Origin of the sequence: Solimonas flava DSM 18980, assembly GCF_000426685.1 — a bacterium.
Taxonomy (GTDB): domain Bacteria; phylum Pseudomonadota; class Gammaproteobacteria; order Nevskiales; family Nevskiaceae; genus Solimonas; species Solimonas flava.
The window spans coordinates 13,612-31,756 of sequence record NZ_AUFV01000010.1 but is presented as its reverse complement, the minus strand read 5'-3'; the positions used below and the strand labels follow the sequence as shown (position 1 = coordinate 31,756).

Annotated in this window: 16 protein-coding genes; 12 read left to right on the top strand and 4 right to left on the bottom strand. The window is 69.4% G+C overall.

Annotated elements, in window-relative coordinates; genetic code table 11:
• Window positions 1-62: 62 nt before the first annotated feature.
• The 8 genes from K343_RS0111740 to K343_RS0111705 all read left to right on the top strand — a co-directional run bounded on the left by K343_RS0111740 (window position 63) and on the right by K343_RS0111705 (window position 5,826).
• Window positions 63-893, top strand: a complete 831-nt coding sequence (locus K343_RS0111740) for an ABC transporter ATP-binding protein (protein WP_043112633.1) — start codon at window positions 63-65, stop codon at window positions 891-893.
• Window positions 890-1,660, top strand: coding sequence for a lipid asymmetry maintenance ABC transporter permease subunit MlaE (mlaE, locus tag K343_RS0111735; RefSeq protein WP_028008250.1), 771 nt, complete (start codon window positions 890-892; stop codon window positions 1,658-1,660). Before K343_RS0111740 ends, mlaE begins: the two co-directional genes overlap by 4 nt.
• Window positions 1,661-1,683: 23 nt before the next feature.
• Entirely contained in the window at window positions 1,684-2,232 is a 549-nt protein-coding gene (gene mlaD, locus K343_RS0111730) for an outer membrane lipid asymmetry maintenance protein MlaD (protein ID WP_043112632.1), read from the top strand.
• On the top strand, window positions 2,232-2,912 hold the full coding sequence (locus tag K343_RS0111725; RefSeq protein WP_028008248.1) for an MlaC/ttg2D family ABC transporter substrate-binding protein: 681 nt from the start codon (window positions 2,232-2,234) through the stop codon (window positions 2,910-2,912). The genes mlaD and K343_RS0111725 overlap by 1 nt, the downstream gene beginning before the upstream one ends.
• The gene (locus tag K343_RS24785; RefSeq protein WP_043112630.1) at window positions 2,909-3,169 is read left to right on the top strand and encodes an STAS domain-containing protein; all 261 of its coding nucleotides are present in this window, start codon (window positions 2,909-2,911) and stop codon (window positions 3,167-3,169) included. Before K343_RS0111725 ends, K343_RS24785 begins: the two co-directional genes overlap by 4 nt.
• Before the next feature lie 21 nt (window positions 3,170-3,190).
• The gene (locus K343_RS0111715) at window positions 3,191-3,910 is read left to right on the top strand and encodes an MlaA family lipoprotein (protein WP_028008247.1); all 720 of its coding nucleotides are present in this window, start codon (window positions 3,191-3,193) and stop codon (window positions 3,908-3,910) included.
• A 199-nt stretch (window positions 3,911-4,109) separates the two neighbouring features.
• Window positions 4,110-5,255, top strand: coding sequence for a CehA/McbA family metallohydrolase (locus K343_RS0111710; protein ID WP_051278271.1), 1,146 nt, complete (start codon window positions 4,110-4,112; stop codon window positions 5,253-5,255).
• A 160-nt stretch (window positions 5,256-5,415) separates the two neighbouring features.
• The gene (locus tag K343_RS0111705; protein WP_028008245.1) at window positions 5,416-5,826 is read left to right on the top strand and encodes a gamma-glutamylcyclotransferase family protein; all 411 of its coding nucleotides are present in this window, start codon (window positions 5,416-5,418) and stop codon (window positions 5,824-5,826) included.
• Between the two features lie 92 nt (window positions 5,827-5,918).
• Here K343_RS0111705 and purL read toward each other — a convergent pair whose 3' ends face one another.
• Entirely contained in the window at window positions 5,919-9,803 is a 3,885-nt protein-coding gene (purL, locus tag K343_RS0111700) for a phosphoribosylformylglycinamidine synthase (RefSeq protein ID WP_084615844.1), read from the bottom strand.
• A gap of 36 nt (window positions 9,804-9,839) precedes the next feature.
• Between purL and gph the strand changes: the two genes are divergently transcribed.
• On the top strand, window positions 9,840-10,556 hold the full coding sequence (gph, locus tag K343_RS21835) for a phosphoglycolate phosphatase (RefSeq protein WP_051278269.1): 717 nt from the start codon (window positions 9,840-9,842) through the stop codon (window positions 10,554-10,556).
• Here gph and K343_RS0111690 read toward each other — a convergent pair.
• Window positions 10,553-11,569: an SDR family oxidoreductase gene (locus tag K343_RS0111690; protein ID WP_028008243.1), complete on the bottom strand. Its 1,017-nt coding sequence runs from the start codon at window positions 11,567-11,569 to the stop codon at window positions 10,553-10,555. The two genes, gph and K343_RS0111690, sit on opposite strands and share 4 nt — an antisense overlap.
• A gap of 116 nt (window positions 11,570-11,685) precedes the next feature.
• Here K343_RS0111690 and K343_RS21830 point away from each other — a divergent pair, with 116 nt between their 5' ends.
• Entirely contained in the window at window positions 11,686-12,102 is a 417-nt protein-coding gene (locus K343_RS21830; protein ID WP_051278267.1) for a winged helix-turn-helix transcriptional regulator, read from the top strand.
• A 46-nt stretch (window positions 12,103-12,148) separates the two neighbouring features.
• Here K343_RS21830 and K343_RS0111680 read toward each other — a convergent pair whose 3' ends face one another.
• Window positions 12,149-12,925, bottom strand: a complete 777-nt coding sequence (locus tag K343_RS0111680; protein ID WP_043112629.1) for an MBL fold metallo-hydrolase — start codon at window positions 12,923-12,925, stop codon at window positions 12,149-12,151.
• A gap of 154 nt (window positions 12,926-13,079) precedes the next feature.
• A complete protein-coding gene (locus tag K343_RS0111675; RefSeq protein ID WP_028008241.1) occupies window positions 13,080-13,421 on the bottom strand; it encodes a DUF1820 family protein in 342 nt (113 codons plus the stop codon).
• Between the two features lie 189 nt (window positions 13,422-13,610).
• Here K343_RS0111675 and K343_RS0111670 point away from each other — a divergent pair, with 189 nt between their 5' ends.
• Both K343_RS0111670 and K343_RS0111665 read left to right on the top strand, forming a co-directional pair.
• Window positions 13,611-14,936, top strand: a complete 1,326-nt coding sequence (locus tag K343_RS0111670) for an MdtA/MuxA family multidrug efflux RND transporter periplasmic adaptor subunit (protein ID WP_028008240.1) — start codon at window positions 13,611-13,613, stop codon at window positions 14,934-14,936.
• 28 nt (window positions 14,937-14,964) lie between these two features.
• Window positions 14,965-18,096: an efflux RND transporter permease subunit gene (locus tag K343_RS0111665; RefSeq protein ID WP_028008239.1), complete on the top strand. Its 3,132-nt coding sequence runs from the start codon at window positions 14,965-14,967 to the stop codon at window positions 18,094-18,096.
• The last annotated feature ends 49 nt before the right edge of the window (window positions 18,097-18,145 follow it).

Genomic DNA, 18,145 nt, shown 5'->3' with positions numbered 1-18,145 from the left:
TACAATAGCCGGCCGTTGCAGGGTCTACGCTGCTCCTCACACCAGCCTTCCGACCGAGACCGATGCCACCCATCCCGCAGCCCTCCGCCGCCGACAGCGCCACCCTGGTGCGCGTGCGCGGCCTGCATTTCAGCCGCGGCACGCGCAAGATCTACGACGGCGTCGACGTCGACATCCCGCGCGGCAAGGTCACGGCCATCCTCGGCCCGTCGGGCACCGGCAAGACCACGCTGCTGCGCATCATCGGCGGCCAGTGGCGGCCGGAGACGGGCGCCGTCGAGTTCGACGGCATCAACGTGCACCGTCTTGGCCGCAGCGAGCTGTACGCACTGCGCAAGCGCATGGGCATGCTGTTCCAGAACGGGGCCCTGCTGACCGACCTGTCAGTCTACGAGAACATCGCCTTTCCGCTGCGCGAGCACACGCGCCTGCCGGAGAACGCGATCCGCGACATCGTGCTGATGAAGCTGGAAGCGGTCGGCCTGCGCGGCGCGCGCGACCTGTACCCGGAAGAACTGTCCGGCGGCATGAGCCGCCGCGTCGCGCTGGCCCGCGCGATCGCGCTCGATCCGGAAATGGTCATGTACGATGAGCCGTTCACCGGCCAGGACCCGATCAGCATGGGCGTGCTGATGCGCCTGATCCGCTCGCTGAACCAGTCGCTCGGCATCACCAGCGTGATCGTCTCGCACGACGTCGACGAGGTGCTGTCGATCGCCGACCAGGCCTACGTGATCGCCAACGGCCAGGTGCTGGCGCGCGGCACGCCGGACGAGATCCGCGCCTCGCCGCTCGAGTACGTACAGCAGTTCCTGCAGGGGCGACCCGACGGCCCGGTCGCCTTCCACTACAAAGCCAGGTCGCTCCGCGACGACCTACTGGGAAGCGCATGATCGCCAACCTCGGTGCCGTGCTCGGCAATTTCGTCGCCGGTCTCGGCCGCGCGCAGTTCTTCCTCCTCGCCATCCTGCGCGCCGTTCCGGCAGCGCTGCTGCGGCCGAGCCTGATCGTGCGTCAGCTCTACATGTCCGGCGTGCTGTCGCTGATCATCATCGTCATCAGCGGCATGTTCATCGGCATGGTGCTGTCGCTGCAGGCGCATCACGCGCTGGTCCGCTTCGGCGCCGCCGACTCGGTCGGCGTGCTGGTGGCGCTGTCGATCATCCGCGAGCTCGGCCCGGTCGTGACCGCGCTGCTGTTCGCCGGCCGTGCCGGCTCGGCGCTGGCCGCCGAGATCGGCCTGATGCGTGCCACCGACCAGCTGTCGGCGATGGAAATGATGGCGGTCGACCCGATGCGCCACGTCATCGCGCCGCGTTTCATCGCCGGCCTGCTGGCGATGCCGATCCTGACCGCGATCTTCTCGGTGATGGCGATCGGCGTGGTCGGCGGCCATCTGATCACCGTCGATCTGCTCGGCGTCGACGCCGGCAGCTACTGGTCGCAGATCCGCGCCAACACCGACATCCACGACCTCAACCAGTGCTTCATCAAGGCCACGGTATTCGGCGCCGTCGTCAGCTGGATCGCGGTCTACCAGGGTTATCACTCGCCGCCGACCTCGGAAGGCGTCTCGCGCGCGACCACCTCGACCGTCGTCGTGTCCTCCCTTTCGGTGCTGGCGATGGACTTCGTCCTCACCGCATTCATGTTCCGTTAATTGCTTCGGGCTAGAGATCGATCATGCAATCCAGAGCCTTGGAAATCCTCGTCGGACTGTTCGTGTGCCTCGGTGTGGCAGCCGTCTTCGTACTGACCTTCCGCGTCGCCAGCCTCGAGAACATCGGCGGCAGCGGCCAGACCTACCGCGTCAGCGGCCTGTTCCAGAACATCGGCGGCCTCAAGGTCGGCTCGGCGGTGACGATCGCCGGCGTCAAGATCGGCCGCGTGCGCGCGATCGACATCGATCCGCAGACCTTCCAGGCCAGGGTCTCGCTCGACATCGCCCAGCAGTACGACAAGATTCCCGAGGACTCCAGCGCCAAGATCCTCACGTCCGGCCTGCTCGGCGACCAGTACATCGGCCTGGAGGCCGGCGGCATGGACGAATATCTGAAGGACGGCAGCGAGCTGACGCTGACGCAGAGCGCGCTGGTCATCGAGAACCTGATCGGCCAGTTCCTCGCCTCGCAGGGCGAGTCGAAGGACGACAAGCTCGCCGACGCGCTCGGCAAGCTCGCCGATTCGCTGCAGAACAAGAAAAACAGTGTGACCCCAGGAGCCCATCCATGATGTCCACCACCCCCCGCATCCTCCGCCACGCGCTGCTCGGCGCGGTCACCGCGTTCGGCCTGGCGACGGCCGCCGTCGCGGCACCGGCGACGCCGCCGGAGCAAGTCGTCAAGACCACGACCGACACGATCCGCACCGATATCGCCGCCAACGTGCAGAAGTACCAAGCCGACAAGAGCGCCTTCTACGCGATGGTCGACCGCCAGATCGTGCCGCACTTCGACACGCCGTACATCGCCAAGGTCATTCTCGGCGCGCACCTGAAGGAAGCGACGCCCGAGCAGATCGGGCAGTTCGAGAAGGCGTTCAAGGACATGCTGGTGCACAGCTACGCCGACAAGCTGCTCGAGTACTACGACAGCGTCGACATCCAGGTGAAGCCCGGCGTCGTGACCGGCGACGGCAAGCGCGCCAGCGTCGACACGACGATCGTGCGCAAGGACGGCAAGCCGCCGATTCCGGTGACGTTCTCGCTGCGCGACAACAACGGCGAATGGAAGGTCTGGGACATCAAGGCCGAGAACATCTCGCTGGTGCTGAACTTCCGCACGCAGATCGACGCCGAGATCAAGAAGAGCAACGTCGCCTCGGTCATCCAGCGGCTCAACAGCGGTCAGCTCGAAGTCAGCGCCGAAACCGAAAAGGCCGACGCTGCCAAGCCGCAGGGCAAGACGCAGTGAGCGCAGCGCTCAGCGGCGCGTTGAGTTTTTCGACCGCCGAAGGCTGGTTCGCGCGCGCCGACGAGCTCGCCGCCGCCGGCACGATCGACCTGGCCAATGTGACGCAATGCGATAGCGCTGGCGCCGCGCTACTGCTTGAATTGCGGCGTCGCGCCCTCAGCAAGGGCCAGACGCTGGCGTTCATCAACGCGACACCGCAGCTGCGCGGCCTCATCACGTTCTTCGGTCTGCAGAACGTGGTCGAGCTGGCCGCGTAGGCGGCTCATCGGGAGCAAGTCATGCACAAGGGAATGCGCCTCGCGCCTGTCATCGTCGCCACGATGCTCGCCGGCTGCGCCCACAATTCGCCGTACGAGCCGGCCGATCCGCTCGAATCGGTGAACCGTCCGATCTACGCCTTCAACCAGACGGCGGACAAGTACGTGCTGCGCCCGGTCGCCAAGACCTATGTCGACTATGTGCCCTCACCGGTCCGCACCGGCGTCAGCAACTTCTTCGACAACCTGTTCTACCCGACGGTCATCGTCAACGACGCGCTGCAGGCCAAGTTCAAGCAGTCCGGCCTCGATCTCACGCGTTTCTTGATGAACTCGACCTTCGGCCTCGCCGGCCTGCTCGACCCGGCGACGATGGTCGGCCTCGCCAAGAACGACGAGGATCTCGGCCAGACCTTCGGCCGCTGGGGCGTCGGCGAGGGCTGGTACCTGATGATCCCGCTGCTCGGGCCGTCGACCAACCGCGACCTGATCGGTCGCGTCGGCGACAACTGGACCTCGCCGCTGCAGTACAGCGACTTCACGTTCGGCGAACGCGTCGCCGTGACCGGCGCGCAGGCCGTCGACACGCGCGCGCAGCTGCTCGATCTCGACAGCGTGCTCGACCAGCAGCTCGACCCCTACGTCTTCCTGCGCACCGCCTATCTGCAGCGGCGGCTGAACCTCGTCTACGACGGCAACCCGCCGGCGAAGTACGTCGAGCCCGATCTGCCGGACGAGTGAGGCGCCGACGCATGGCGGCGGCCGCTGCGCAGCGTCGTGGCGGCTCATGCCGCCTCGGCGCCGCAACCCGGCAGCGCTCTTCCGCGCGCCGGCTTGGCCGCGATGGCGGCGACGCTTGAGCTGAATTTACGACTCCGGACTTCGCACCGTCGTCATATCGTCTCCCTAGGCTGCCAGCTTTTTCGTCGGGGGGACAGCAATGAAGTTCGGGAACTTTGCGGCCATCGCCGCGGCCGGGGCGGCGCTCGGCCTGCTCGGCGCGTGCAGCAGCAGTTCGTCCGGCGACTCGTCCGGCGGCGTCAGCGATCTGCGCGCCGGCACCTGGCTGTCGGGCGATCTGCACCTGCACTCCGATCACAGTACCGACGCCGCCGACAACCCGATCGCCGAACTGATTCCGGAAGCGGAGTCCAGAGGCATGGGCTTCTTCGTCATCACCGATCACGACAACCACGTCGACGGCCACATCACGACCTGGGACGATCCGGCTTATCACAGCGACGCGATGGTGATGCTGTACGGCGTCGAGTACACGACCGCGCGCGGCCACGCCAACATCCTCGGCTCGCAGCCCTTCGACGATCTGCCGATGTATGCGCTGCGCGATCGTACTGACGACGCGGCCGGCCAGGCGATCGCCGATGCCGCGCACGCGCAGAATCTGCACCTGTCGGTCAACCACCCGCTGAACGGCGATCCGTGGGAATTCGGCTTCGATATGGACATCGACAGCATCGAGATCTGGAACGCGATGTATCGCTTCCCGACCAACAACGACAATGCCGTCGCGCTGTGGGACAGCATGCTCAAGAGCGGCCGCCATCTGGCCGCGCGCGGCGGCAGCGACTGCCACCACCAGCACACCTACGAAGCGCTGGTCTTCAACGTCGGCAACCCGACGACCTGGGTCTACGCCAGCGCGCCGAAAGCCGGCGCCGTGCTCGCCGCGCTCAAGGCCGGCAACAGCAGCATCAGCTATGCGCCGACCGCCGAACGCGTCGCGCTCGCCGCCGACACCGATCACGACGGCGGCTACGAGACGCTGATGGGCGACGACGCCGCCGCGACCGGCAACCCGGTCGACTTCCGCATCAGCATCGACAACGCCCGCACCCTCGCCGCCTACCGCATCACCGTCATCAAGAACGGCGAGACCTTCCTGGAAAAAACCGTGATCGGCGAGGACCACCTCGACTTCACCGATGCCCCGGCCGCCGGCACGCACAGCTATTACCGCGTCGAAGTGCGCGGCACCACGCCGGAAGCGCCGCTCACCGGTCAACTGCTCGGCTTCTACGGCGACGTCATCGCCTTCACCAATCCGGTTTACTTCGGTTACGACTGAGCCCCGGCTCGGCACAGCGCCTGCGGCGGGCTCCGCGCGAACGGGCAGCGGGCGCTGGCGGCGGCGATGCGCATCGTGAAAGATGGGTGGCCGGCCACCCATCGGCAGCATCGGCTGTCGGGACACGCGGGCAAGGCCCGCAGATGGAGACAACGCGACCGTGGGCGATACCTACCTTTTCGTGTACGGCACGCTGCGCCGGGGCGCCGTCGTCCCGGCGCGCGCCGCGCTGGACCGGCATGCCGAGTTCATCGCGCACGCGACGCTGAACGGCAAGCTGTTCGAGGTCGATGGCTATCCCGGCGCCGTGGCCTGCGCCGCGGGAAACGACCGGGTCGTCGGCGAGGCGTACCGCATCCGCGATCAGGACGCGTTGTTCCGTGCGCTGGATGAATACGAGGAATGCTCGGCACGCTTCCCCGAGCCACACGAATATGTCCGCGCCATGCATCCGGTCATGCTCGAGGACGGCATCGTCGTCCGCGCCTGGGTCTATCTCTACACCCGCCCCGCGGAAGCGCTGTGTCGCATTGAGTCCGGTGACTATCGGGCCAGCCAGGCCGTGCGCTGATACGAGGGCGCAGCGCCGGCGGAGGCAAGCCGCATCGCACGAAAAAGCCCGGTCTCCGGGACCGGGCTCCGCGCTGACGCAGACGATGCGCCTTACTTCACGAACCGGCGCGCGTTGACGAACATCTGGAACCACGGCGTCTTGCCGCTGCCGCCACCCGCCGCGTAGTCCTGCGGCCACCACGAGCCGGTCGTGCCGGCGATCGTGCGCTCCGGGTGCGGCATCAGGATCGTCACACGGCCGTCGGCGTTGCAGACCGAGGCGAGACCTTCCGGCGAGCCGTTCGGATTCGCCGGATACGTCGTCGCGATTGCGCCGCGCGTCGTCACGTAGCGCATCGTCGCCTGGGCGGCGCTCTGCAGCGCGCCGAGGTCGTCGGCACGGTCGAACTCGGCGCGGCCTTCGCCGTGGGCGACGGCGATCGGCAGCTTCGAGCCGGCCATGCCGGCGAAGAAGATCGACTTCGAATCGAGCAGTTCGACCTGCGCCCAGCGCGCCTCGAACTGCTCGCTGCGGTTGCGGCGGAACGCCGGCCAGTGCGCGGCGCCAGGCACGATGTCCTTCAGCGCCGCGAACATCTGGCAGCCGTTGCAGACGCCGAGCGCGAAGCGTTCGGGGCTGGCGAGGAAGTCGGCGAACTCGCGGCGGCCGCGCTCGTTGAAGAGGATGGTCTTGGCCCAGCCCTGGCCGGCGCCGAGCACGTCGCCGTAGCTGAAGCCGCCGCAGGCGGCGAGGCCGGCGAAGTCGGCCAGTTTCACGCGGCCTTCGAGCACGTCGCTCATGTGTACGTCGACGGCCTCGAAGCCGGCGGCATGGAAGGCGTACGCCATTTCGTACTGGCCGTTGACGCCCTGCTCGCGCAGGATCGCCACCTTCGGCCGTGATGCGATGTGCGGCGCCGACACTGCCGGCGCATAGGTCAGCGCCACGTGCAAGCCCGGGTCGGCGGCGTCGGCGAGCGCGGCGAATTCTTCCTTCGCGCAGTCCGGGTTGTCGCGCAGCGCCGCCATGCGATGGCTGGTCTCCGCCCACAGGCGATGCCATTGCGTGCGCGACGATTCGAGCACGGTCCGGCTGGCGCGCGTGAAGCGGATGCGATCCTCGTTCGTCACCGTGCCGATGTCGATCGCGGCGAGGCCGGCATCGTTCAGCGCGGCAATCGCCAGCACGACGTCGGCCTGACGGACCTGCACGACGAAGCCGAGTTCCTCGTTGAACAGCGCCGCGACGGCATCGTCGCCGAGCTGATCGAGCGCGACGTCGAGGCCGCAGTGGCCGGCAAAGGCCATTTCGGCGAGCGTCGCCAGCAGGCCGCCATCGCTGCGATCGTGATAGGCGAGCAGCTTGCCGTCGGCGTTGAGCTGCTGGATCTGCTCGAACGCGGCGCGCAGGCGCTGCGCGTCGTCGAGGTCCGGCGCGATGTCGCCGACGGCGTTGTAGACCTGCGCCAGCGCCGAGCCACCGAGACGGTTCTTGCCGGCGCCGAGATCGACCAGCACGAGGCGCGTGTCGCCGGCATCGGTGCGCAGCTGCGGCGTCAGCGAGGCGCGCACGTCAACCACCGGCGCGAACGCCGAGACGATCAGCGACAGCGGCGCGGTCTGCGTCTGCGCTTCGCCCTTGTCGTTCTGCCACACCGACTTCATCGACAGCGAATCCTTGCCGACCGGGATCGCGATACCGAGCGCCGGGCACAGCTCGGCGCCGACCGCCTTCACCGTGTCGAACAGGCGCGCGTCCTCGTCGTACTGGCCGCAAGCCGCCATCCAGTTCGCCGACAGGCGGATGTCGGACAGCTTGCCGATGCGCGCGGCGGCGATGTTCAGCACCGCCTCGGCGACCGCCATGCGGCCCGAAGCCGGCGCATCGAGCAGCGCGAGCGGCGTGCGCTCGCCCATCGCCATCGCTTCGCCGGTCGTCGCCTCGAAGCCGGTCGCGGTGACGGCGCAGTCGGCGACCGGCACCTGCCACGGGCCGACCATCTGGTCGCGGACGATCAGGCCGCCGACCGTGCGATCACCGATCGTGATCAGGAACGACTTGCTGGCGACCGCCGGCAGCTGCAGCACGCGCTGCGCGGCTTCGGCGAGATCGATCTCGCGGGTCGCCAGCGCCGGGAACGTGGTCTTCGCGCGCTGGCTCGCGCGCTTCATGCGCGGCGCCTTGCCGAGCAGCACCGGCATCGGCATGTCGACGGCCGGATCACCGAGCAGCGCGTCCTCGACGAGCAGCTGCTGCTCGGCGGTCGCGGTGCCGACGACGGCGTACGGGCAACGCTCGCGCGCGCAGAATTCGCCGAAGCGGGCGACGTCCTCGGCACGGATGGCGATGACGTAGCGCTCCTGCGATTCGTTGCACCAGATTTCCATCGGCGACAGCGCCGGGTCGGCCGACTGCACGTCGCGCAGCTGGAAGCGGCCGCCGCGATCGTCGGCGTGCACGAGCTCCGGCAGCGCGTTGCTGATGCCGCCGGCGCCGACGTCGTGGATCGACAGGATCGGATTGTCCTCGCCGAGCGCCCAGCAGGCGTCGACGACTTCCTGGCAGCGGCGTTCGAGTTCCGGGTTGGCGCGCTGCACCGAGGCGAAGTCGAGTTCGGCGCTTGATGCGCCCGTCGCCATCGACGAGGCGGCGCCGCCGCCGAGGCCGATCAGCATCGCCGGACCGCCGAGCACGATCAGCCTGGCACCCTCGATGACCTCGCGCTTCTGCACGTGCCCGGCGCGGATGTTGCCGTAGCCGCCGGCGATCATGATCGGCTTGTGATAGCCGCGATTGCGGGTGCAATCAGAGCCGTGTTCGCGGCCGTCCGGCGTCACCAGCATTTCATAGGTGCGGAAATAGCCGTTGAGATTCGGGCGGCCGAATTCGTTGTTGTAGGCGGCGGCGCCGATCGGGCCGTCGAGCATGATCTGCAGCGCGCTCGCCATGCGCGGCGGCGTGGAAAGCGCCGCTTCCCAGGGCTGCGTGAAATCCGGAATGCGCAGATTGGCGACCGAGAAGCCGGCGAGGCCGGCCTTCGGCTTGCCGCCGAGACCGGTCGCGGCCTCGTCGCGGATCTCGCCGCCGGCACCGGTCGCGGCGCCCGGATGCGGCGAAATGCCGGTCGGGTGGTTGTGCGTCTCCACCTTCATCAGGATGTGCACCGGCTCGTCGTGCGCGCGGTACACGTGATCGGACTCGGCGAACCAGCGCATCGCCGTGTGGCCTTCGATGACCGAGGCATTGTCCTTGTACGCCGACAGCACGCCCTCGGGCGCGGCGGCGTAGGTCATCTTGATCATCTGGAACAGCGAGTGCGGCTGCACCTGACCGTCGACGGTGAACTCGGCGTTGAAGATCTTGTGGCGGCAGTGCTCGCTGTTGACCTGCGCGAACATCATCAGCTCGGCGTCGGTCGGATTGCGGCCGGCCTCGCGGCTGTAGGCGACGAGGTAGTCGATCTCATCGTCGGACAGCGCCAGACCCCAGTCGCGGTTGGCGGCGACCAGCGCCGCGCGGCCGCCGGCGAGCACGTCGACCGTGCGCAGGCCGCGGCGCGGCTGGCCGTCGAAGACATGATGCAGGCCAGCCTCGTCGACGAGCACCGACTCGGTCATCGGATCGTGCAGCGCGTCGAGCGCTGCGGCCGGCAGCGCCGTCGCGCCGCTCAGGAAGTAGGCGCGGCCCAGCTCGATGCGGCGCACGCCGGCCAGCCCGCAGACGCGGGCGATGTCGGTCGCCTTGCTCGACCACGGCGACAGCGTGCCGAGCCGCGGCACCACGAACAGCACCAGGTCGGCGGTCTCGAAGCCGGCCGGGCCCGGGCCGAGCAGGCGGCGCAGGTCCGCCTCGGCGGTATCGACGGCATCGACCAGATAGAAATCGCGGCTGCGCAGCGTTTGCAGGCCGGGCGCGTGGACGCGCAGCTTGGCGAGCAGGCGCTCGGCGCGGAACGCCGACAGCGATTCGGCACCGGGAAGGATCGTCAGGGACATTGCGGGGCGGGACGTCGAAGGGACTATCATTTTCGCATGTTTGAGGACCGTGCTCCGACCGGGGAAACCCGCTGGCCCGGCGCCCAGCCGCGCGCCCTGCTGTTCGATCTCGACGGCACGCTGGTCGACAGCGTCGGCGATCTGCATGCCTGCCTGAATCGCCTGCTGGCGGCGCGCGGCCTGCCGCCGCTGGCCGTCGCGCAGGTCCGCACGATGGTCGGCGACGGCGTGCGCAAGCTGCTCGAACGCGGCCTCGCGGCGGTCGGCGCCGCCCCCGGCGAGGCCGCGCTCGATGCCGCCGTCGCCGCGTTCATGGCCGACTACCTCGCCCGTCCGGTCGAACGGACGCGGCCCTACCCGGGCGTCGCCGAGACCCTCGCCACGCTGCACGCCGCCGGCCTGCCGATGGCGGTCTGCACCAACAAGCCGGAAGCGGCGAGCCTGGCCGTGCTCGACGCGCTGGGCCTGCGCCGCTACTTCGCGGCCGTCATCGGCGGCGACTCGACGCCGCGCCGCAAGCCAGACCCGATGCCGCTGAAAGTCGCGCTCGACCGCCTCGGCGTCGCCACTGCCGATGCCGTCATGGTCGGCGACGGTCGGCACGACGCCGACGCCGCGCGCGCCGCCGGCACCGGCTTCATCGGCGTCGACTACGGCTACGGCACCGAGGGTTTCGCGGCACTGCGTCCGGCACCGCGGCGGCTGCAGCGCTTCGCGGACCTGCCGGCCGCGCTGGGCCTGTCCGCCGTCTAGGGTTCGCGCAGCAGGCTCCTGGCGGTATCGACGATCGTTTCTTCGTACGCGCGCGGCTGCCAGCTGAGCCGGCGCCGCGCCTTGTCCGCGCTCGCCGCGCGCCGGATGCCGAGCTGCGGCACGACCGCGCGCAGCGCCGGCCGCCACCGGGCGGCGAGCTTCAGGAACGCATCGGGCATCTGCCAGCGCGGCACCCTCGCAGCCTCGGCGCCGAGCCGGCGGCGCAGGATCCCGGCGATCTCGTGGAGCGAGACCGGAGCGCCGGCGACGGCGATGAAACGCTCGCCGGCGGCGGCCGGATTCGTCATCGCGCGCAGCTGCAGGTCAGCGTAGTCGCGCACGTCGACCATGCCGAAGTAGATGCGCGGCACGGCCCGCATCGCGCCGGTCAGCAGCGCGGCGACGATGCCGATCGAGGTCGAGTAGTCGCGGCCCAGCACCGGCCCGAAGATACCGACCGGATTGAGCGCCACCAGCTCGAGTCCGCCGCCTTCGCGCGCGACGAAATCCCAGGCCGCACGCTCGGCCAGCGTCTTCGACTTCATGTACGGCTGCACCGCGGGGCCGTCCGGATCGGTCCAGTCGCGTTCGTCGAACGGCTGCGTGCGCGGCGGATGCCCGTAGCCGACGGCGGCGAACGAGGACGTCATCACCACCCGCCGCACACCCGCCTCGCGCGCGGCGCGCAGCACGCGCAGCGTGCCGTCGCGGGCCGGCACGATCAGCTCCTGCTCGTCGGCGGGAACGCCGGCCGGGAACGGCGAGGCCACGTGCAGCACGAACTCGCAGCCGCTCGCAGCCTCGCGCCAGCCGCCATCCTGCGTCAGGTCGGCCGTGACGAACGAGACCGCCTCCGCCCGGGCGACGCCGGCGCGCCGCAGCATCGCCAGCACGTCGGGCGCGCGCCGCGCATCGCGGATCGTCGTGCGCACCTCGTGCCCCGCCTGCAACAGCGTCGCGATCGTCCAGGCACCGACGAAACCCGTGCCCCCGGTCACCAATACCGTGCTCATCCAGCCCTCTCCATATCGGGAAAGCGCGGCCGTCTGCGTTTTGCCGGACCGCGCGAATGGCTTAGGGTGTGGCGCGGACCGACCACCTTCAAGTACGCCGCAAAAGCAGACCAGGTATGGAAAAACAGACCAACGGAAGGCCGGCGGGCGCGTCCGACGCCAGGCCCCGCGCCGCGGCCGACGACTGCGCGGACTGCGGTCCGCAGGGCGCCGACACGCTCGCGCTGCGCGTCGTCGCCCGCGCGATCACCGGCAAGTGGAAACTGGAAATCATCTCCTGCCTGATGGACGGGCCGATGCGCTTCGGCGAGCTGCGCCGCGCGCTGCCGGACGTGACGCCGCACATGCTCAGTGCCCAGCTGCGTGAGCTGGCCGCCAGCGGACTGGTATCGCGCGCGGCCTTCGCCGAGATCCCGCCGCGCGTCGAATACGCGCTGACCGAAGCGGCGTGGGCGCTGGTGCCGGTCCTGCGCGAGCTGCTGGCGTGGGCGCGCCGGCATGGCCGTCCGGACGGGCTCGGCGTCGCAGACTGACGCCTGCACGCCGGCCGGTTGCGGCTGCGGTGCATCGCGGACCGGCTCAGGCCAGCTCGGCCCAGTCCAGTCCCTGCTCCTGGTGCGCGCAGCGCAGGCCGGCGTGCTCGCCGCCGATCGCCGCGCGCACCGCGGCGAGCGCCAGCTGCGGGCGGTTGTTGGTCTCCGACAGGTGCGTCAGCACCAGATGCTGCAGGCGCTCGACTTCATAGCCGGCGAGCAGCGCCGCCGCCTGCTCGTTCGACAGGTGGCCGCGCTCGCCGCCGACGCGCAGCTTGAGGCTCGGCGGATACGGGCCGACGCGCAGCAGTTCCGGGTCGTGGTTGCATTCGAGCATCAGCGCGTCGCAGCCGGCGAGCATCGCGCGCATGTGCGGCGAGATGTGGCCGGCGTCGGAGAGGATGCCGATGCGCCGGCGCGCCGCGCCGTTGCCGGCGGCGATCACGTACTGGCAGGGCTCCTCGGCATCGTGCGGCACCGGGTACGGCTCGATCGCCAGACTGCCGATCGTGAACTGCTGGTGCGGCGAGAAGCGCACCAGCGCCGGCACTTCCGGGTCCTGCCAGACGCGGTGCGTGCCGTAGGTCATGTAGACCGGCACGCGATGGCGGCGCGCCAGCCGGCCGACGCCGGCGAGATGGTCGCCGTGCTCGTGCGTGACGAGCACCGCCGCCAGCGAGCCGGGCTCGACACCGATTCGCAGCAGACGCGCCTCGGTTTCCTTCAGATTGAAGCCGCAGTCGATCAGCACGCGCGTCGTGCCGTGCTCAATCAGCGTGGCGTTGCCTTTGCTTCCCGACCCGAGCATCGCGAATCTGATCATGCGCAGTCCGTCATTGCGAGGAGGACGAAGACCGACGAAGCCATCCCGTACCGCCCTTCGATCCACGCACCTGATCCGCTGCCGTCACTGCATGGCTTCGCCGCCGCGCGGCTCGCCATCACGGCCTCCAAGCCGAGCCGCGGCACTGTCCTGCTCACTTCTTGCCGTCGCCACCGAAAGTGTAGAACGGCAGCGGCGTGACCTTGGAGCCGGACTCGCCGCCCTCGGTGATGCGCACCGGGCCGGCCTTGCTGACCTCGTCGATGCGCACCACGGCGTGCACCGGCACGTAGAAGCGCTCGACGCCGGCGAACTCCTGCTTGAGGCGTTCCTCGCTGGTATCGACCAGCACCGTGCTCTTCTCGCCGAACACGAGCTTGCCGACCTCGACGAAGCCGAGCATGCCGCCGCTGTGGCTGACCTCGCGGGCGTAGAGCTCGTACTTCTGCCCCTGGTTCATGAAGCTGATGCGGTAGAGACGCTGCTTGGCGGCCATGGCCCTGTTTGCTGTTCGATCGCGCCCGACCGGGCGCCTGTCCGCCCATTTTAAGTCAGGCGCGCATCGCCGCCCGCGTCACGTCCCGCCGCATTTTTGTATCGGAAGGTAAAAGTCGGCGGATTCGCGAATGGCCTTGGCTATCATCGCGGCTGTTCGCACGCCGTTCCCCGGCCAGCAAGGACCTCGATGGAAACCCAGCCTCCCCGCCCGCAGGCGTCCGCGCCGCGTCGTGTCAGCACCCGCAGCAAATGGATCGGCGCCGGCATCGTCCTGCTGGCGCTGGTCGCGATCGCCGCGCTCGCCGGGTACCTGCTCCAGCGCAACAGCCAGACCTCCGGCTTCGGCATGGGCATGCGCGGCGGCATGGCCAGCTCGGTCGGCATCGCCAAGGCCGAGGCGCTCGACATTCCGGTGACGATCGAAGCGCTCGGCACTGTCACGCCGCTGGCGACGGTGACCGTGCGGCCGCAGGTCTCCGGTGTGATCACCTCGATCGCGTTCCGCGAAGGCCAGCTGGTCAGGAAGGGCGAGCTGCTCGCGCAGATCGACCCGCGTCCGTTCGAGAACGCCCTGCTGCAGGCGCAGGGCAATCTGCAGCGCGACCAGGCGCAGCTCGAAAACGCCCGGCTGCAGCTGGAGCGCTACCGCACGCTGCAGGGTCAGGACTCGATCGCCCAGCAGGACGTCGACACGCAGGCGGCGACCGTCCACCAGCTCGAAGGCACGGTCGCCGCGGACCGCGCCGCCGTCGCCAGCGCCAAGCTCGACGTCGAGTACAGCCGCGTCACCGCGCCGGTCTCGGGCCGCGTCGGCCTGCGCGTCGTCGACGCCGGCAACTACATCGCCGCCGGCGACGCCAACGGCATCGCCGTCATCACGCAGGTCGCGCCGATCGACGTGAAGTTCGCCGTGCCGCAGGACAGCGTCGACGAGATCCTGCGCCACGCCGCCGAAAGCACGCTGCCGGCAGTCGCCCTCGACCGCACGCGCACCACCGAACTCGCCAGCGGCACGTTCACGACGCTCGACAACCAGGTCGACACGAGCACCGGCACGGTCGGCGGCAAGGCGCGCTTCGACAATGCCGACAACGCGCTGTTCCCGAACCAGTTCGTCAACCTGCGCCTGCAGCTCTACACCCTGCCGCAGGTCGTCGCGGTGCCGCTGTCGGCAGTCCGCAACGGCGCCAGCGGCGATTTCGTCTACGTGCTCAACGACGACCACACGGTGAGCGTGCGCAGCGTCAAGCGCGGCGCGCAGACCGCCGACAAGGTGCAGATCAGCGAGGGCCTGAAGCTCGGCGAGACGGTCGTCACCGAAGGCGCCGACCGCCTCAAGGACGGCGCCACCGTGCAGCTGCCGGGCGAAGCGGCGAAGGCGACCGACGCCGCACAGAAGGCCAGCGCCGCGGCCAACCCCGAGCGCCGCAAACACCGCCGCCGGCCGGACGGCGGCGCGGGCGGCCCCGGCGGGCCGGGTGGGCCGGGCGGTCCGCCGCCGGGCGGCCCGTAAGCGCGGCCTGTCCTTCGACGGAACGGCGATGAATCCCTCGCGTCCCTTTATCGAACGGCCGGTCGCGACCACGCTGCTGATGGCGGCGATCGTGCTCGGCGGCCTGCTCGGCCTGCGCTTCCTGCCGCTGTCGGCACTGCCGCAGGTCGACTATCCGACGATCCAGGTGCAGACGCTCTACCCGGGCGCCAGCCCCGAGGTCATGAGCCAGACCATCACGGCGCCGCTGGAGCGCCAGCTCGGCCAGATGTCCGGGCTGCAGCGCATGAGCTCGGTCAGCTCGGCCGGCGCCTCGGTCATCACGCTGCAGTTCACGCTCGGCATCGCGCTCGACGTCGCCGAGCAGGAAGTGCAGGCGGCGATGAACGCGGCCAGCTCGCTGCTGCCGTCGGATCTGCCGGCGCCGCCGGTCTACGCCAAGGTCAACCCGGCCGACGCGCCGGTGCTGACGCTGGCGATCACCTCGGACACCCTGCCGCTGACCGAGGTGCAGAACCTGGTCGACACGCGGCTGGCGCTGAAGATCAGCCAGGTCGACGGCGTCGGCCTGGTGACGCTGAGCGGCGGCCAGCGTCCGGCGATGCGCATCCAGGCCGATACCCAGCTGCTGGCCTCGTACGGCATCGGCCTGGCGACGATCCGTACGGCGATCAGCAACGCCAACGCCAACGCCGCCAAGGGCAGCTTCGACGGGCCGAGCCGCTCGTACTCGATCAATGCCAACGACCAGCTGACCACCGTCGCCGACTACGAGAACCTGATCGTCACCTACGCCAACGGCGCGCCGGTGCGGCTGGCGGACGTAGCGACCATCGTCGCCAGCGCCGAGAACACGCGCCTCGGCGCCTGGGCCAACGACCAGCCGGCGATCATCCTCAACGTGCAGCGCCAGCCCGGCGCCAACGTCATCAAGACCGTCGACGCGATCAAGGCGCGCCTGCCCGAACTGGAGGGCTCGCTGCCGGCCGCGGTCGAGGTGCGCGTGCTCGCCGACCGCACGACCGGCATCCGCGCCTCGGTCGAGCACGTGCAGATCGAGCTGATCCTCGCCGTCGTCATGGTCGTGCTGGTGATCTTCTTCTTCCTGCACAGCGTGCAGGCGACCGTCATCGCCAGCCTCGCCGTGCCGATCTCGCTGATCGGCACCTGCGCCCTGATGTACCTGCTCGGCTACAGCCTCAACAACCTGTCGCTGATGGCGCTGACGATCGCCACCGGCTTCGTCGTCGACGACGCCATCGTCACCATCGAAAACATCTCGCGCTACATCGAGAAGGGCGAGAAGCCGCTGCAGGCGGCGCTCAAGGGCGCCCGCCAGATCGGCTTCACGATCATCTCGCTGACCGTCTCGCTGGTCGCCGTGCTGATCCCGCTGCTGTTCATGGGCGACGTCATCGGCCGCCTGTTCCGCGAGTTCGCGGTGACGCTGGCGATCACCATCCTGATCTCGGCGGTGGTGTCGCTGACGCTGGTGCCGATGCTGTCGGCACGCTGGCTGCGCCACGATACCGGCGACAACGCGCTCGGCCGCAAGGTGCAGGCCTTCTTCGACCGCGTGGTCGCGCACTACGACCGCGGCCTGCTGTACGTGCTCGACCGCCAGCCGGCGACGCTGTGGGTCGCGCTGGCGACCTTCGTGCTGACCGTCCTGCTCTACGTGCTCATCCCCAAGGGCCTGTTCCCGACGCAGGACACCGGCCAGCTGCAGGCGCGCACGGCGATGGACGATTCGGTGTCGTACGCGCGCATGGCCGAGCTGCAGCAGCAGGCGGCGCACGCCATCCTCGCCGACCCGGCGGTCGACAACCTCAGCTCGTTCATCGGCGTCGATGCGGCCAACAACACGATGCTGCACAGCGGCCGCATGCTGATCAATCTGCGCGACGACCGCCGCGGCTCGCAGGCCGAGATCATGCGGCGCCTGCGCGAGCGCGCCGAGAAGGTGCCGGGCGTGCAGATCTGGCTGCAGCCGACCCAGGACCTGACGATCGACGCCGAAACCGGGCCGACCCAGTACCGGCTGTCGCTCGAAGGCTCCGACACGCAGAAAGTCGCCGAATGGGCACAGAAGCTGACGGCGGCGATGCAGCAGCTGGATGCGGTCCGCAACGCCACCACCGAAGCCGGCGCCGAGGGCCGCGCCGCGTTCGTCAAGCTCGACCGCGACAGCGCCGCGCGGCTGTCGATCACCGCCTCGACGCTCAACGACGCGCTGTACAGCGCCTTCGGCCAGCGCATCGTCTCGACGATCTTCACCGAGACCAACCAGTATCGCGTCATCCTCGAAGGCAAGCCCGGCCTGCTGACGAAGCCGGACAGCCTCGGCCTGCTGCACCTGCAGGGTGCCGGCGGCGCGACGCCGCTGGCGGCGATCGCCACGATCCGCGAGCAGGAAGCGCCGCTGCAGGTCACGCACGTCGCCCAGTATCCGGCGGCGACGATCGGCTTCGATACCGCCGACGGCGTGTCGCTGGGCCACGCCGTCGCGGCGATCCGCGACGCCGCGCAGCAGATCGGCCTGCCGAGCAGCGTCACACTGAACTTCCTCGGCGCGGCCAGCGCCTATGAAGCCTCGCTGTCGAGCACGCTGTGGCTGATCGTCGCCGCGATCGTCTGCGTCTACATCGTGCTCGGCGTGCTCTACGAGAGCTTCGTGCACCCGCTGACGATCCTCTCGACGCTGCCGTCGGCCGGCGTCGGCGCGCTGCTGGCGCTGATGCTGACCGGCCACGACCTCGGCGTGATCGGCATCATCGGCATCATTCTGCTGATCGGCATCGTCAAGAAGAACGCGATCATGATGATCGACTTCGCGATTGAGGCGCAGCGGCACGAAAACCTCGCGCCGCGCGCGGCGATCCGCCAGGCGGCGCTGCTGCGCTTCCGGCCGATCCTGATGACGACGCTGGCCGCGCTGTTCGCCGCCGTGCCGCTGATGCTCGGCTTCGGCGCCGGCGCCGAACTGCGCCGGCCGCTGGGCCTGGCGATCTTCGGCGGCCTGATCGTCAGCCAGCTGCTGACGCTGTTCACGACGCCGGTGATCTATCTGGCGTTCGAGAAGCTGGCCGGCCACCGCGAGGACCAGCCGGTGCCGCCGCGCGCGAACGATGTGCCGTCCACCGCCGGTCCCGAAGACGACGCGGAGCCGCGTGGCGCATGAAGCCGTACGCGCCACTGCCGATGCCCGCCATCACTGAGGCGAGCCCCTT

What these genes read in the sequence shown, in the direction of transcription:
- K343_RS0111680 (WP_043112629.1), bottom strand. Translation starts at nt 12,925, where the DNA reads ATGATCAGATTCGCGATGCTCGGGTCGGGAAGCAAAGGCAACGCCACG.
- K343_RS0111725 (WP_028008248.1), top strand. Translation starts at nt 2,232, where the DNA reads ATGTCCACCACCCCCCGCATCCTCCGCCACGCGCTGCTCGGCGCGGTC.
- mlaE (WP_028008250.1), top strand. Translation starts at nt 890, where the DNA reads ATGATCGCCAACCTCGGTGCCGTGCTCGGCAATTTCGTCGCCGGTCTC.
- K343_RS0111710 (WP_051278271.1), top strand. Translation starts at nt 4,110, where the DNA reads ATGAAGTTCGGGAACTTTGCGGCCATCGCCGCGGCCGGGGCGGCGCTC.
- K343_RS21830 (WP_051278267.1), top strand. Translation starts at nt 11,686, where the DNA reads ATGGAAAAACAGACCAACGGAAGGCCGGCGGGCGCGTCCGACGCCAGG.
- purL (WP_084615844.1), bottom strand. Translation starts at nt 9,803, where the DNA reads ATGTCCCTGACGATCCTTCCCGGTGCCGAATCGCTGTCGGCGTTCCGC.
- K343_RS0111675 (WP_028008241.1), bottom strand. Translation starts at nt 13,421, where the DNA reads ATGGCCGCCAAGCAGCGTCTCTACCGCATCAGCTTCATGAACCAGGGG.
- K343_RS0111715 (WP_028008247.1), top strand. Translation starts at nt 3,191, where the DNA reads ATGCACAAGGGAATGCGCCTCGCGCCTGTCATCGTCGCCACGATGCTC.
- K343_RS0111740 (WP_043112633.1), top strand. Translation starts at nt 63, where the DNA reads ATGCCACCCATCCCGCAGCCCTCCGCCGCCGACAGCGCCACCCTGGTG.
- mlaD (WP_043112632.1), top strand. Translation starts at nt 1,684, where the DNA reads ATGCAATCCAGAGCCTTGGAAATCCTCGTCGGACTGTTCGTGTGCCTC.
- K343_RS0111665 (WP_028008239.1), top strand. Translation starts at nt 14,965, where the DNA reads ATGAATCCCTCGCGTCCCTTTATCGAACGGCCGGTCGCGACCACGCTG.
- K343_RS0111690 (WP_028008243.1), bottom strand. Translation starts at nt 11,569, where the DNA reads ATGAGCACGGTATTGGTGACCGGGGGCACGGGTTTCGTCGGTGCCTGG.
- gph (WP_051278269.1), top strand. Translation starts at nt 9,840, where the DNA reads ATGTTTGAGGACCGTGCTCCGACCGGGGAAACCCGCTGGCCCGGCGCC.
- K343_RS0111670 (WP_028008240.1), top strand. Translation starts at nt 13,611, where the DNA reads ATGGAAACCCAGCCTCCCCGCCCGCAGGCGTCCGCGCCGCGTCGTGTC.